15 protein-coding genes are annotated in these 14,815 nt (G+C 59.3%); 5 read left to right on the forward strand and 10 right to left on the reverse strand.

All coding sequences use genetic code 11. From position 1 onward, the window contains the following. Positions 1 to 31 precede the first annotated feature (31 nt). The 4 genes from AC3WWR_RS09525 to AC3WWR_RS09540 all read right to left on the reverse strand — a co-directional run bounded on the left by AC3WWR_RS09525 (position 32) and on the right by AC3WWR_RS09540 (position 2,981). On the reverse strand, positions 32 to 916 hold the full coding sequence (locus AC3WWR_RS09525; protein WP_033040042.1) for a fumarylacetoacetate hydrolase family protein: 885 nt from the start codon (positions 914 to 916) through the stop codon (positions 32 to 34). A gap of 1 nt (position 917) precedes the next feature. Then, positions 918 to 1,868, reverse strand: coding sequence for a 2,3-dihydroxybiphenyl 1,2-dioxygenase (locus AC3WWR_RS09530; RefSeq protein WP_020798217.1), 951 nt, complete (start codon positions 1,866 to 1,868; stop codon positions 918 to 920). Between the two features lie 66 nt (positions 1,869 to 1,934). Next, a complete protein-coding gene (locus tag AC3WWR_RS09535) occupies positions 1,935 to 2,693 on the reverse strand; it encodes an SDR family NAD(P)-dependent oxidoreductase (RefSeq protein WP_020798218.1) in 759 nt (252 codons plus the stop codon). 51 nt (positions 2,694 to 2,744) lie between these two features. Beyond that, positions 2,745 to 2,981: a ferredoxin gene (locus AC3WWR_RS09540; RefSeq protein ID WP_007942510.1), complete on the reverse strand. Its 237-nt coding sequence runs from the start codon at positions 2,979 to 2,981 to the stop codon at positions 2,745 to 2,747. Positions 2,982 to 3,346: 365 nt separating this feature from the next. Between AC3WWR_RS09540 and AC3WWR_RS09545 the strand changes: the two genes are divergently transcribed. The 4 genes from AC3WWR_RS09545 to AC3WWR_RS09560 all read left to right on the forward strand — a co-directional run bounded on the left by AC3WWR_RS09545 (position 3,347) and on the right by AC3WWR_RS09560 (position 7,132). Further along, positions 3,347 to 4,609, forward strand: a complete 1,263-nt coding sequence (locus AC3WWR_RS09545) for an MFS transporter (RefSeq protein ID WP_033041598.1) — start codon at positions 3,347 to 3,349, stop codon at positions 4,607 to 4,609. Positions 4,610 to 4,636: 27 nt separating this feature from the next. Then, positions 4,637 to 4,957, forward strand: a complete 321-nt coding sequence (locus tag AC3WWR_RS09550) for a 2Fe-2S iron-sulfur cluster-binding protein (RefSeq protein ID WP_020798220.1) — start codon at positions 4,637 to 4,639, stop codon at positions 4,955 to 4,957. 20 nt (positions 4,958 to 4,977) lie between these two features. Further along, positions 4,978 to 6,213, forward strand: a complete 1,236-nt coding sequence (locus AC3WWR_RS09555) for an NAD(P)/FAD-dependent oxidoreductase (protein WP_151142554.1) — start codon at positions 4,978 to 4,980, stop codon at positions 6,211 to 6,213. A gap of 85 nt (positions 6,214 to 6,298) precedes the next feature. Continuing rightward, entirely contained in the window at positions 6,299 to 7,132 is an 834-nt protein-coding gene (locus AC3WWR_RS09560; RefSeq protein ID WP_492598660.1) for an oxidoreductase, read from the forward strand. A gap of 46 nt (positions 7,133 to 7,178) precedes the next feature. Here the strand turns inward: AC3WWR_RS09560 and AC3WWR_RS09565 are convergent, their stop codons facing one another. The 5 genes from AC3WWR_RS09565 to AC3WWR_RS09585 form a co-directional block, all read right to left on the reverse strand. Then, positions 7,179 to 7,529, reverse strand: coding sequence for a nuclear transport factor 2 family protein (locus tag AC3WWR_RS09565; RefSeq protein ID WP_033045576.1), 351 nt, complete (start codon positions 7,527 to 7,529; stop codon positions 7,179 to 7,181). Between the two features lie 24 nt (positions 7,530 to 7,553). Next, positions 7,554 to 8,855, reverse strand: a complete 1,302-nt coding sequence (locus tag AC3WWR_RS09570; protein WP_033045577.1) for an MFS transporter — start codon at positions 8,853 to 8,855, stop codon at positions 7,554 to 7,556. Between the two features lie 45 nt (positions 8,856 to 8,900). Further along, positions 8,901 to 9,689: an SDR family NAD(P)-dependent oxidoreductase gene (locus tag AC3WWR_RS09575; RefSeq protein ID WP_033045580.1), complete on the reverse strand. Its 789-nt coding sequence runs from the start codon at positions 9,687 to 9,689 to the stop codon at positions 8,901 to 8,903. A gap of 141 nt (positions 9,690 to 9,830) precedes the next feature. After that, entirely contained in the window at positions 9,831 to 10,862 is a 1,032-nt protein-coding gene (locus tag AC3WWR_RS09580) for a hypothetical protein (RefSeq protein ID WP_033044707.1), read from the reverse strand. Between the two features lie 51 nt (positions 10,863 to 10,913). After that, positions 10,914 to 12,191: a cytochrome P450 gene (locus AC3WWR_RS09585; RefSeq protein ID WP_020798227.1), complete on the reverse strand. Its 1,278-nt coding sequence runs from the start codon at positions 12,189 to 12,191 to the stop codon at positions 10,914 to 10,916. Positions 12,192 to 12,364: 173 nt separating this feature from the next. Here AC3WWR_RS09585 and AC3WWR_RS09590 point away from each other — a divergent pair, with 173 nt between their 5' ends. Beyond that, positions 12,365 to 13,030 carry a TetR/AcrR family transcriptional regulator gene (locus tag AC3WWR_RS09590; RefSeq protein WP_020798228.1) on the forward strand — a complete coding sequence of 222 codons (666 nt, stop codon included), beginning with the start codon at positions 12,365 to 12,367 and terminating at the stop codon, positions 13,028 to 13,030. Positions 13,031 to 13,173: 143 nt separating this feature from the next. Here the strand turns inward: AC3WWR_RS09590 and AC3WWR_RS09595 are convergent, their stop codons facing one another. Further along, entirely contained in the window at positions 13,174 to 14,778 is a 1,605-nt protein-coding gene (locus tag AC3WWR_RS09595; protein ID WP_020798229.1) for a phytoene desaturase family protein, read from the reverse strand. Between the last annotated feature and the right edge of the window lie 37 nt (positions 14,779 to 14,815).

The following is a 14,815-nucleotide window of genomic DNA, read 5'->3' on the forward strand; positions in this document are numbered from 1 at the left end:
CCTCGGCGTTTGTATCTGTAGAAATCTGCGCTTAATCAACCAGCGGTTGGCCCAGTCGCCCCACCGAACGCGCAGGGCTAAGCCGGCGTGGATGAGCAATGGTGTTGCGCAGTCGGCCGATGCCCTGGATCTCCGCTTCGACCCGATCACCCGGCCGCAGAAAACGCCCGCTCTCCAGCCCCACACCGTGGGAGGAACCGGTAAACACCAGATCACCCGGACGCAGACTGATCCGCGCATCCAGATAGTTGAGCAGCTCATCTAGGGCAAAGATCATCTGCCGGGTGTTGTCCTGCTGCCGCGTTTCATAGTTGACGCTCAGGCGCATATCCAGTGCGGGTTGCCCTGCCACACCCAACTCATCTGCGGTCACAATCCATGGACCTACAGGCGTGGTGCGGTCCATGGCCTTCTGGGTCAACAGGTCCAGGCGCCCAATCTGCTTGCCGGCATCCCGCGCACTGATGTCATTTCCCACCGTATACCCCAGCAGACAGGCACTGGCATTGGGCTCATCCAGCAACGGCCGGCCCACGACAGCGACCAGTTCCACCTCGTAATCGAGCTGGGTGGTCAGCGGCGAGTAATCGATCTCATCATAAGCACCAACCAGCGCCGACTCAGGTTTCATGTACGCCAGCGGGTGCGCCGGCGCATCACTGCCCAGACGCTTGAGGTGGCTCAGGTAATTGAGGCCCACACCAAAAACCCGACTGCCCGGTTCCAGCGGCGCAAGCAGGCGCGCAGCCGACAAGGGCAACCATTCGCCAGTCAGGTCAAGGGCATCCGGCGCGAGCTGCACTCCCAGCCCGGCCCACTGGGTGAATGGCGCATTGATCCGCCGCAGGCGATCCGACTGCGCATCCAATAACGCCCAGAACGCCTGCCCGGCTACCTCGACCCGAGCCAGACGCATCTCAGCGTCTGGCCAGGTAGATGGGCAGATATTCGGCGTCGAGCACTTCTTCCGGTGTCTTGACGCTAGCCCCGAGAATCGGACCGACCATTTCGTGGCCCCACAGGCTGAGCTTTTCCGGATTCAACTCGTAAGGGTCGCCTTGCCATGGCTCGATTTCCGCAATGGTCTCGAAGGCAAAGCCTGACGGGTTGAAATGGTAGAACGACAGGTGCGGATCCTGGGCATGCTGACCGAGGGTCATCATCATCGGCAGTTCGCGCTGGCGCACGATGTCGTAGGTTTCACCGACATCACGCACGTTGCGCACAAATAGCCCGACATGTTGCACGCCCATGCGTCCCGGGCCGTGGCCGTAAGCAATGTCATGACTGGTGTGGTGATTGAGTTTGGAACGGAAGAATCCGGTGCGCCCTTTGCCCGCGCCGGCGCCATACCAGCTGAAGCCCATGACGTTGAGCAGGAAGTCTTCCAGTTCCGGCGTGTAGTCCGGGGTGATCAGCACCACGTGGCCTGCCCCACGTTCGTCGGCCAGGAAACCACTGTGTGGACGCCCTGGCTGGAACGAGCGCGGCAGCCATTTTTGCCCGTAAAAGAGTTCGTGCTGATACCCAACCGGGTCGCGGAAGCGCACCAGCTCGCGAACACCACGTTTTTCACAGAGTTGTGCATCGCCACGGGAGTATTCGACATTGGCCGCGGCCAACTTCTTGATGCCGTCCTCGAACGCCATGCGCCCCACCGCTTCCCAGCCGATATAAGCAATTCGGTCAACTTTGCCCGGATGGAATGCGAAGCGGTGACGGCGATCGTCGATTTTGAAATACAGCGACTCAGGGTCACTCTCGGGATTCTTGCCGATACCAAAGCCCATCACCTGCGGGCCGTACTCACGCCACGCCTCGAGATTGGGGGTTTCGAAGCCCATGTAACCGATACCGATGATGTCCACGTTATTCACCTTGTTATTGTTCGAGATGAAAGGGTGCCAGTGGCACCTGCCCCGACGCTGCGTGTGTCAGACCGCCAGTAACCCGCCGTCGATGACGAAGTCAGAACCGGTAATGAACGAAGCCTCATCCGACGCGACGAATACCGCCATGGCCACCACTTCTTCGGGTTCGCCGGGACGGTCCATCAATACACCGTCCAGCAGCATGGCGCGCATTTTCGGGTCGTCCAGAAACGGCCGGGTACCCGGCGTGGCGACAAACCCCGGGCTCAGGCTGACCGCACGAATACCGAACGGCGCACCCTCCACGGCCAACTGGCGAGTGAAGGACACCACGGCGCCCTTGGCGGCCGAATGCGCGGCTATACCGGCGACTTTCGAACCGCCCCAGGCCGCGGTAGACGACACGTTGATGATCACTCCTCGCTGCTCGGCCAAGTGCTGCCAGGCGTACTTGGTGGTATAGAACAGCAGGTCGATTTCGTTGCGCATGGTGAACTGCCAATCTTCGATCGACATCTCGCTGACCAGCCCGAAACGTGCGGCGGAAGCGTTGTTGTAGAGGACGTCAATGCGCCCGTGCTCAGCGACGGCGGCATCGATCCAGGTCTTAGCCTGTTCGTGATCGCCCAGGTCGACGGGCGCCGAGCCATACAAGGTGAACCCCTCGGCTCGCATCAAGGCTGCCGTCTCTTCATGTCCTTCGGCATTGAAGTCGCAGCCGACCACAATCGCCCCTTCGCGAGCAAAACGCAGCGCCGCAGCGCGGCCCTGGCCTCCGCCGGTCCCGGTAATCAATGCGACTTTATTGTTTAAACGTCCCATCAGCACATCCTCACCTCAGTGGTTATCACGTTGCGGCTGACGCTCGCACCATTAAACGGCTTCGTCTTCAGGGGTGATGGGTTCCAGCCAGATGGCCTCTGCCGGGCAGGCAGCAGCCCCTTCACGGGCTTCCTCCTCCAGTTCTGGTGGTACACGGGCATCGTCCATGTACACCAGGCCGTCGGCATCAAGTTTGTACAGGCTGGGGCAGATCGCGGCACACAAACCGTACCCACAGCAGCGGCTACGGTCCGCCACGGCTTTGAATTGCGCTTTTTCTGAACTCACTTTTTTTCTCCTTATCAGGTCCAGTCACAGCAAATTATGAACACTTATTTATTTTATGTGCAATTAGTTTTTAACGCAGATATGCTGGAGTCACCTGAAGGACCTCTGTGCCACACATGGATTCGCCGGGGGAGCGGGCTCGCTACCCCCATGTTGAACACGGCCGGACCAGATTGATTCAATGGTAAGTGTTTCGCAGGAAATTCGTTTGTCCGTGAGTCAGATAGCAGTGCTGGACAAAGCGGAAATCCTGATTTTATTCTGAATAAAAAACCAGATTCTGTTCAAAGAATCTGCTGGCGGTGGTCCACATCACCATCCAAAGCAGTGCTTGGCTCAACAAAACCTATAAGGAAGCCAACTTCATGCACCCGTCCAAAAACGAAGCGGCCATTGATCTTCATGAATTCCGGCAAAGCTGGAAGATCCTGATTCTGGCTGTCGCCGGTGTCGCCATCAGCATCAATGCCGCCCTACTCTATGGCTTCGGCACCCTGGTCGTGCCGCTGGGCGATGCCTTTGGCTGGAGTAAAAGCGAACTGCAGGCCTGTATCACCTTCCTGTTTGGTGGCGCCGTGGTGTCCTTGCAGTTGGTGGGTTGGTTCAACCTGCGCTACGGCATGAAGCGCGTCACGGTGATTTCCCTGCTGTTGTTGTCGCTCGGCTACCTGGCGACCACTCAACTGACCCAATCGATCTGGTCGATGTACATCGCCTTCGCGTTGCTGCCCATCATCGGCATGGGCGCTTTGGCGGTCACCTGGACGCAATTGATCAGCCTGTGGTTCGACAAAAATCGTGGCCTGGCACTGGCCATCGGGCTGTCCGGTACTGGCGTCACCGCCGCAACCATTCCCCGCCTGATGGCGTGGGGCATTGAACAATGGGACTGGCGCGCGGCCTTCGTGATTCTCGCGCTGCTCAACCTGTTGGTGCTGCTGCCGCTGATTCTGCTGTGGTTCAAGCTCCCCGTTGCCCAGGGCAACCGTGATGACGCCAGTGCGCTGGAGCAATTGCCCGGCATGGGCTTTCGTGAAGGCATGGGCTCGCTGAAATTCTGGACCTGCAACCTGGCACTCGGCCTGGTGATTTCTTCGATTGTCGGCATGGTCACCAGCACCGTGCCCATGCTGCAAGCCAGAGGTTTGTCCGCTGCGCAAGCCGCCACCATCTTCAGTGGTTTTGGTATCTCGCTGATCTTCGGCCGCATGTTGATCGGCTACCTGCTCGATCGGTTGTGGCCGCCAGCGGTGTCCGCGCTCAGCCTGGTTTTGCCCGCCGTCGGGTGTTTCATCTACCTGAGCCCGACCAGCGAATTCGCCCCCCTGCTGCTGGCGGCCGTACTGGTCGGTTTTGGCGCCGGGGCAGAATTCGACATTGCCGCTTTCCTGATTGCCCGCTACTTCGGTTTGCGCGAGTACGGACGTCTGTTTGGCGTCCATCAGGGTTTGAACACCGTAGCCTCGGCGCTGGCGCCGCTGCTCTTCGCCTATCTGTTGGCACGCACCGGCTCATATACCGCGATGCTGGTCTACAGCGCCGCTTGCTGCCTGATCGGCCCTTTGTTGTTACTGACCCTGGGGCGAGTGCCGCGTTTCAACGCACAAACAGTTCCCAGTCAATCCTGAGTTCCCCAACAAGAATCGGAGCAGAACATGCCCACATTGACGTTTATCGAACACAACGGCACCGCCCATCAAGTCAAAGGCGACATCGGGCAATCGGTGATGCAGGCCGCTACCTTCGCCTCGGTGCCGGGCATTCCTGCCGATTGCGGTGGTGCCTGCAGCTGCGCCACCTGCCACGCCTATGTCGACGAGGCCTGGCTGAACACAGTCCAAGCGCCCGAAGGCATGGAAAACGACATGCTCGAGTACGCTTTCGAACGCCGTGACAACAGCCGCCTGAGCTGTCAGTTGATCATCAGCCAAGAGATGGACGGCATGGTTCTGCACCTGCCGTCGTCGCAATTCTGAATGTGCTTGAAGGAGCTCCCATGACCCTCGCCTCAGTCGTTATCGTCGGTGCTGGCCAGGCCGGTTTTCAGGTCGCTGCCTCCTTGCGTCAGGAAGGCTATGACGGGCGCATTACCCTGATCGGCGATGAGCCAGGCCTGCCCTATCAGCGGCCGCCATTGTCCAAGGCCTACCTGCTCGGCAAGATCCAGGGGACCAATCTGCTGTTCCGCCCCGCTGAGTTTTATGCCACCCAACGCATTGAACTGCTGCATGACCAGGCGACGGCGATTGACCGCCAGAACGGTCGCGTAGTGTTGGCCTCCGGTGAGGCTGTCAGCTATGACCACCTGGTATTGGCCACGGGTGCACACAACCGGCCGCTGCCGGTGCCAGGCGCCGAGCTGCCTCAGGTATTCGGCATCAAAACCAAAGCCGATGCCGATGCCTTGGCGCCACTGGCTAAAGAGGCGCGCAATGTGGTGGTGATCGGCGCCGGGTTCATCGGTCTGGAGTTTGCCGCGGTAGCCGCAGCACAGGGGGCCAATGTCCATGTGCTGGAACTGGCCGAGCGGCCAATGGCCCGTGCCGTGTCGCGGGAAATGTCGGAGTTGTTCCGCCAGGCCCATGAAGCCTGGGGTGTGCATTTCGACTTCCGCCAGGGCTTGAGTCGCATCGATGGCGACAACGGCAAGGTCTGCGCCGTGCAAACCGCTGACGGACGTGCCCTGCCTGCCGACCTCGTGGTGTTTGGTATCGGTGTGATCCCCAATGCCCAACTGGCAACCGAAGCGGGTCTGGCCATCGAGAACGGCATCAAGGTCGACGCCAACCTGCTCACCTCTGACCCGCGAATTTCCGCATTGGGCGATGTCGCCAGTTTCCCGTGCCTGCAAAACGATGAACAGCACACGCGTCTCGAGTCGGTGCAGAACGCCATCGACCAGGCCCGCGCAGTGGCCGCACGGTTGATGGGTAAACCGGCGCCTTACGGCGCCCTGCCTTGGTTCTGGACCGATCAGGGTGACCTGAAACTACAGATTGCCGGACTCTCCAACGGCTACGACAGCACTGTTGTCCTCGGGTCTGCCCAAGACAAACAACTTTCCGTGCTGTGTTTCCGTAATGACCGCCTGGTGGCCGTTGAGTCCTGCAATCGCATGGGCGATCACATGGCCGCGCGCAAGATTCTCGCCCGCGCGCCCAAGTTGTCGGCAGCCGAAGCCGCCGCTGACGGTTTCGACCTGAAAGCCTGGGAAGCGGCCAACCGCGACTGAGCGCCGCATGGACAGGTAAAACCCGCAGCCGCGCCAGCCTCCGAGCTGACGCGGCTTTCTTTTGCATAACGACTGGAGCGATGCAATGAACAAAGTCTGGTTTATTACCGGTGCCGCCCGGGGCTTGGGTGCCGCCATTGCCAAAGCCGCCTTGGCTGACGGTGACCGCGTGGTGGTCAGTGGCCGGCGTATCGAACCACTGGAAGATGTCTTCGCCGAGTTCGGTGAGCGCGTTTTGGCGGTGGCCCTGGATGTGACCAACCAAGCCCAGGCACTGGCTGCCGTAGAGACTGCCGTCGCGCGATTTGGCCGAATCGATGTGCTGGTCAACAACGCCGGCTATGGGCAACTGGCACCCTTTGAAGACAATCTCGCCAGTGAAGCCGACACTCAGTTCGCGACCAACGTGTTTGGTGTCTTCAACGTCTGCCGTGCCGTGTTGCCCGTCATGCGTGCGCAACGCAGCGGTCACGTATTCAACGTGTCCTCAATGGGCGGTGTGGTGGGGATGGGCGGTGCGGCGCTGTACTGCGCGTCGAAATTTGCCGTGGAGGGGTTTTCCGAATCCCTGAGCCAGGAAGTGGCGCAGTTCGGCATCAAGGTAACGCTGGTGGAGCCCGGGGTTTTCCGTACCGACTTCCTCGACCCCAGCTCCGCTGTCTTTGGTACCCGTGGGCTGGAGGATTACGCCGCACTCACGGCCAAGGTCAAAGGCGCTTCGGCCGCCTACAACCACCAGCAAACCGGCAACCCGGCGAAGCTGGGTGACGCGCTGGTGCACCTGGTTAACAGTGAACATCCGCCGTTGCGTTACCTGGCCGGCTCCGACGCTTATCTGCAAGTCAGCAACAAGCTCAACAGTATGCTTGCGGAAATCGAGCTGTGGCGGCAGCTTTCCTGTTCCACCGACGGCCTATAGACCGCCAGTGCGCACAACCTTTTTGATAAGGCTGTGCGCACTCCCATTACTGATTGATGAAGTAACGTACAAACAACTGCCCTTCTTCGAACCGATACAACTCGATCGTCTCGATGCCCCCTTCCTGCTCGCGAAATGCATTCAGGTGATGGCACGCGGCTTCGTTGCCATTAACGATGCACTGCCGCACCTCGACGCGAATCTTCGGTTGCTGTTGCGCCCACATGCCTTCCAGGACCTGCCAGGCATCGTGCTGCGGTTTGCCGACGTATTCGATACTCAAGCCATTGGTCGAGACGCTGCGGTAATGGGCAAAAAAACCCTCTTTATCGCCTTTGTTCCAGCAGTCGATCTGGCCGTGCAGGAAGTGCTCGATTGCGTGTTTGTCCATGCTCATATCACGTTCGTCCTCGGGTGGGGTTCAGGCGTGTTGCCGTGGTTGTAGAGTGTGCTGAAGCGCCAGAAATGCCGGCTCCATCTTCAACCACAACAAAATGGTCGGGCCGATAATGGCGCAGCAGAAACAGCACACCAGCACCGCCGAATAACTGCCGTAAGTATCGTAAAGATGGCCGAACAACATGGGCACCAGCCCCGCAGCAATGGTGATCAGGCACAGGTGCAAACCGAAGATGCGCGCGTAGTCTTTCAGGCCGAAGTAACGTGCCATCAGGAATGCCGCCAGATCGAATTCAGCTCCGGCACTTGCGCCGATACAAAGGGTGGCAAGCACCATTAACGGTGTGCTCTGCGCCCCGCCAAAGAGAAAGATCGCGCAGCCCAGCGCAGGCAGTGCCAGGCTCACCGCAGCCACCAGAGAAGGTGAAAAGCGGTCGAGCATGTAGCCCACCAACAGACGCCCGCCGATGATGGAAATACCAAAGGTACTGAATATCTGGCTGGCTTGCTGGCCGCTCAAGCCTTTGCTTTGCAACATCGGCACCATGTTGGTGACCATGCCTACGGTCAACGAGACCGAAAGGATCAGCGCGATGTTGAAACCCCAGTATTTCCCGGAGCGCAACGCTTGTTGGAAGGACATGCCGGCCAGTTCCGGGAGTTCCTTCTGTGTCGTCGCTTCAGTGCTGGCGTGCGGCGCCGGCATGCGCAACCACATCAGTGACAAGGGCAGCGTAAACAGCAGCGGCATCGCCCCCAATGCAATAAAACCCGCCTGCCAGCCATAGACGGCAATCAACCGCGACAGTAGCGGCGGCAGAATCATCGCCACCAGCCCGGTTCCACAGAGAATCACTGCCAGCGCCAGACCCCGGTTGCGCTCGAACCAGAGGTTGACCAATTGCGTCCAGGTGATCGCAATGGTGCCGGCACAGACGATCGGCATGCTGAAAAACGCCAGGTACAACCAACCAATCGAGCCCTGAATTTGGGTGATCGCAAAATAACCGACGATCTGCAGCACGATCGAAACAATCGCCACTCGACGCAAACCGAAACGGCGGTAGAGCCAGCCGACCAACTGCGTGGAAATCGCCACACCGGCGAACAGGAAAGTGATCGAAGCCTGCAAGTCGCCACGGCTCCAGCCGAAGGCCTGCTCCAGTGGAATAACCAGGGTACCGAAGGCATACAGCAGCGCAGCGGAAAGGCTGGTGCAGATGCCAAACAGACCCAGCAGTACCACGCGCCAGCCGCGCTTGAACTCGGAGAAATCATTGCCACCGTGGGCGGTATTGCTGCTGTTGCGTGTCTCAATTGTCATGACCTGACTCCCGGCGCGGGCCGCCATCGCGGACGCGCGACATGATTAGTGGCCCTTGAGGATTTCTTCGACTTTGGGCAGCGCGATCATGGTGGCGCCACCATCCACCAACAACGACGTGCCGGTGATATAGGAGGCCTCGTTGGAAGTGAGAAACATCACGGCATTGGCAATATCAGCGGACTCGCCCAGGCGCCCGACCGGGAAATGTGCGGCGAGTTTGTGCGGCAGCTCATTGCCCAGGGTTTCCAGCATATGGTCGGTGCCGATCAGCCCGGGCTCCACTACGTTGACCAGGATATTCATGGCGCCGAACTCCACCGCCAGGCCACGGGCAAAGGCGTTCATGAAGGCTTTGCTTGAGCCATAGGCAATCAGGCGTGGCGTGTACTTGCGGTTGGCTTCACCGGAGGAGATGAAAATCAGCCGGCCTTTGTCCACCGCTTTAGACAGGTAGGGTGCGCTGTCCTTGGCCAGCCAGAACAACGACTGGATATTGCTGCGCACGATGTGATCGAAGGTGTCATCGGCCATTTCGGCGATCAGCCCGTGACTGGTGTCAGCGGCGCAATGCACCACGATATCCAGGGAGCCAAAATGTTCTACGCCGCCCTGCACCATCGACTTGATTGCCTCACGATCGGCGATGTCGCCACCGACCAGGCAGGCTTCACCACCCAGGGCCTTGATTTGTTCGATTGTTTCTTCGCCGTATCGAGCGGTGCGTGCCGACACCACCACTTTGGCGCCCTCGCGGGCATAGGCCAGGGCAATGGCGCGTCCCATGCCTCGACCGGCACCGGTGACCAGTACGACTTTGTCGCGGAATTTCATCGCGGTTCCTCTTTATTGTTATGCCCTGTAGGAGCGAGCCTGCTCGCGATAAACCTGAGAACACCACGGGGTGTCAGACATCACGCGGTATCGTTCACGTCCATCGCGAGCAGGCTCGCTCCTACAGGGGGGGTCACAGGTTTACAGGTCCTTGCCGGGAACGTTACGGGCCGAACCGTTACGCCGATCCGACTCCCCCCAACCCAGCCAGTGCGAAGGCTCGCGGGTATCGCCAACTCGGCGCCAGCGCCCTTCCTGTTGCGCCGTGACCGGGAAACCGCCAACGAAGTCGATCATTTCGCCCTTCTCGTCAGGCAGGAACTCCCACTCTTCCTTGCCTTCCAGCACGATTTTGGCCGACTTCAAAAAGTAGCTACCGTCCTTGTGCTCGGTGTGCCCTTCGATATCGGTGGTGACCCGCACCTCGCCTTTTTCATTGTTGAAAATGGCGTAACCCAGATGGTCGTGACCGACCATGAAAGAACCGGTATCCCACGTGCCGTCTTTATAAACGGTGACAAAGGACCACCAGATCACATGCTTGTTGTTGTTCACCACCAGGTCTTTCTTGAAGTGGATGGCGCCGCCTTCAGCCATGTAGAACTGGTCCAGCGCCATGGCGCCTTTTACCGGGCGCCCCTCGCAGACACCGGCGATATCCCACAACTGTGAAACGTAAAAGGTGCCCCACTCCACACCCGGCAAGTACCACTGCAAACCGGGTCCGAGCAGACGACCTTCGAGATGAAACAAGCCTTCTTCTTTCCAGGTCAGGCGTTCGCTGCTGGCCGTGATTTCCCAGCCATTACCGGCTTCACCCGGTTGGCTGGCCCAGCGTGCGATATCACCTTCCAGGCTATGCACAGGCAGTGGCGTCAGCGCCTGGCGGGCCATTTTTTCGTGGTCCATGCGCAGGTGGACGTTGTCGACGTGGTTGTTCAGGTAGTAGAACTTGGTCGGGTTCGGCGTGCCATTGGGCGCCATCAGCGACCGCACGAATGAATAGATATTGCCCTGCTCATCGCGCACAGAGCCGAACGGCGAGCTCTTGCTCAAATGCAGGCCGAAGAAGCCGCGCTCGGCAGACATCGAAGCGCCAGTGACCTTGTGCGGCCCGACCAGTTGCTGGAAGCCGAAATCACCGCGTTCTGGAATGGTTTTGAACGTTCTCATACTGCCCTCTGTTGTTTTTATCAAGGCCTGGAAACGGATTTGAATCGTGGTTCAGTCCCAGATCACCGGGAGCGTCGACACGCCACGCAGCTGTGCACCGCCGATCTGCGGTACGGGCTGGGTCGGGTCGAGACGCAAGTTGGGGAACAGATCAAGGATCGCGTTGACCGCGCAGCTGATCTCGACCTTGGCAACGAACTGACCGATGCACATGTGCGGGCCAAAACCAAAACCAAAGGATGGTTTTGGCTTGCGGTCGATATCGAAGACATCCGGGTTTTCAAACGCTTCTTCGTCGCGGTTGGCAGACACCACCATGCACTGGACGAATGAGCCCTTGGGAATCTTCACACCGTGAAATTCCACTTCCTTGGCGGTTTCGCGCACTTTGAAAGTGGCTACCGGTTCAAAACGGGTAGTTTCGTCCATCAGCTTGCCGATCAGTGAGCGGTCGGCCTTGACCCGCTCGAGCAAGCCGGGAGTTGTGAGCAGCAAGGTCATCACCGAGCCGAACATGCGCGTGGTGGTTTCCCCGGCCGCCGGCAACAACGAGCGAGTAAAGGTGATCACTTCATGGTCATCCAGCGTGCGCCCTTCGTATTCCGCGCGCAGCAAACGACCGACCACGTCATCGCCCTGGCTGCCCTCGGCGCGACGTTGCACCACGACTTCGGCCAGTGCGTCGTAAAGACCCTTGACGGCGATGCCGGCCTGACGCCGCGCTTCGACCATCTTGCTCGGGTCGATCTGGTTGCCGCCGACAATGGCCAAGGCCCAGGCCGCATATTGTTTGTACTTGGACGGTTCATCCGAGGGGAAGCCCATCAAGGCGTACATGATGCGAATCGGCAGCTCGAGGCCGAACTTCATCAGGTCGGCCTTCTTTGCCGGCAACATTGGCTGGATGTACTCCTCGCGGATCACCTGGTCGATCTGCGGGCGCCACTTGTTCACGGTCTCGGGCATGAATGCCGGTTGCAGCAAGGCGCGCACCTTGCGGTGTTCGTCACCGTCCATGGCCAGAATGATCAAGCCATCGAAAAACGCGCCCAGACCTTCGGCAATAAAGCCGCTGGTGTAGGTCGCACCATCGCGCAGAACAGTCATCACGTCCTGGTATTTGAACAAGGCGAAGGTCGGGCGAGTGCCCTGCTGGGTACCGGCATTGGTTGGCACCCCGAATTGAGTAATGAAATCGCCTTCATAGATGGGTGACTTCAACCGTTGCTCGCGGCACACCGCATGAATATCCAGGTCAGTGCCGCGATACATTTCCGATACGGCGGAATACGCGGTGGCCAGGTCCAGTGCTGCGCTTTCGTTGCTCATCAGGTTCTCCTGTCTTGTTTTTATTGCTCTTGCACACCAAGATTGCCCGGCTGCCAATCCATGGTATGCGGTTGTGTCTGCACCGGTACTGCGCTTCGTTTGACTCTGGGTCAAACGATGGCGCCCGGGTATATGCTTCAAGGTGTGACCCCATTCAACAGGAGGAGTACGAGGTGGCGGTGAAGGCAGGAGAAGGTGGCGAACAGGGCAAACGCAATACGATGAATCGCCTGCTCGCTGCTGCGCGCGTGGAGTTCGCTAAAAAAGGCCTGGCCGGTGCGCGCGTGGAAGAAATAGCCCGGGATGCCGGGGTCACCAAGCAACTGGTCTACCACTACTACAACTCTAAGGAAGGGCTGTTTGTCGCGGTACTGGATGAATCTTCGGACAACATCATGTCCGAGCTGGTCAACCTCAAGGTTGAAGAGCTGCCACCGCCTCAGGCGATGCGCACCGTGCTCAATCACTTCTTCGACCAATACCGGTTTGACCCCTTCCTCGGCAGCCTGGCGCTGGAAGGCATTCGCTACCACGACACCCACGAAACACCGCGTAACCATTTTCTTGAAATGGCACCGAAGCTGATCGCCAAGCTCGACGCGATCCTGGTCCGCGGAGCCGCCAGTGGTGATTTTCGTGCGGACATCAACCCGCGCTTGTTGCTGGCCAGCGCCTCACTGGTGACCACAGGCTGGTTCACCAACCGCTACTCCATGTCTGCACTCGCAGGCCTGGACACTGACTCGGCAGAAGGCATGGCCACCTGGCGCCAGTACTCGGCAGATTTTGTCCTGGCGAGTATTTCGTTGGGTGCAAAAAAAAACGCTGACAGCGTTTAACGACTATCAGCGCGTTGCATAAACACGATCTCTTTGTGGGAGCGGGCCTGCTCGCGAAGGGACAGGTACCTCCAGGATCACCGCCACCTGACACTCCGCCTTCGCGAGCAGGCTCGCTCCCACAGGTTTTATCTATCGACGGCTCAGTTGCCTTTTTTACTCAAGTACTTGCTCACCCGCTTGGCCGCCAACCGCCCTGCCATGCCGTTGACCCCACCGCCCGGATGTATGCCGGCGCTGCCGAAATACAGCCCGGCCACCGGTAAGGTATCGCCGCCCAAACCGTACGCTGGGCGCATGGTGCTCGAACGCATGGAGGTCGTGTCGATATGCACCACGCAGCCATTCACCGTGTTCAAGCGCGCGGTAAAGTCCGGGGCGGCCTCGATGTGACGGCCAATCACCTGCCCTTCGATCCCTTCAATGTAGTCATACAGCTGTTCTTGCACTTGGTCGGCTACCCGTTCACGCAATGCGTCCCAACCCTCGTTGGGGTTCACCGGCATGACCGGCGGATAGATGTACAGTACATCCTGGCCGGCTGGCGCTTGTGAGGGATCGGCGGCGCTCGGTGCGGCCACGGTGATGTAGGGCAACTTCGGTACCTCGCCTCGGGCGCAAGCGGCGAAGTTTTCCAGCACCGCCTCTTCGGTGCCGATCAACATCACGGTTTTACGCAGATCCACACCGTCGCCGCGAATGGCAGCAAAACGTGGCACGGAAATCTGCCCACGCAAGGCAAGATCCACCTTCAGTGGTCCCGAGCCCTTGCCGTTGGCTGGTGCCATGGCGATGCGGGTGAGCAAGTGTTGGGGGATTTCACCACGGGTGACCATATCCAGCGCAGGCTTGGGGTGACAGCCGGCAATGACCGCGCGGGCCATGAACTGGCGACCATCCGCAAGTTTCACCCCTTTGATCCGGCCATCCTTGGCAACGATTTCACTGACGCTGGCCGACACCAGCACCTGACCGCCCAGCTCTTCCAGACGCGCCTGCATGGCGTTGCTCAACTGCTGCATGCCCCCAAGGACACGACCCACACCAAAACGATGGAGGAAACCGAGCAAGGCGTAATAGATGCCACCGCCATCGGCGCTGATATCACCTGCCAGACCGGTCAGTGCACACATCGCGGATATGGTCACCGGATGCTCGAAGCGCTCACGCGCCGCTTGCAGCGCGGATCCCGTCATCAGTGCCATCAGTTCGGGCTTCAAGGCTTTGTGTTTGATCGCGGTGCCGAGCATCTTCAGCTTCACACCCAGGTTGGTCTTCGCCGGGTCGACGCGCATCATCGGCAGCGCGATATCGAGGAACATGTCGATGACCTTCATGAACTCAAGAAACGCCTCGGCGTCCTTGCTGCTGAAGCGGCGAATCTCGGCAGCGGTTTTCTCGCGATCACGCCAGAAAATCAGCGACTGTCCATCTGGATGCAGGTACACATACCCCGGCGCGAGCTCCACCGATTTGAAACCGTGGCGCTCCAGCCCGAGCTCCGCCGGCACGTGGGAATGCACACGCATCGACATCATGTCCAGGGCACAGGGGTGGACCAGGTGCTGCGGTGCTTCGGGTATCAGATAGCCCGATGACGCCATGCCGCCGACCTTGTCCAACGCTTCGAGCACCAGCACTTTCTTGCCTTCCATGCCCAGGTAACAGCCAGCCGAAAGGCCATTGGTGCCACCGCCGACGACGATCACATCGAAGTCGGTGTTTCCCGCTTTGTGGTTCTGATTCATCACTTGCTTCCATGACGTAATTCAACCACGGCGGCGC

Source organism: Pseudomonas sp. EB271-G4-1, from assembly GCF_058791355.1.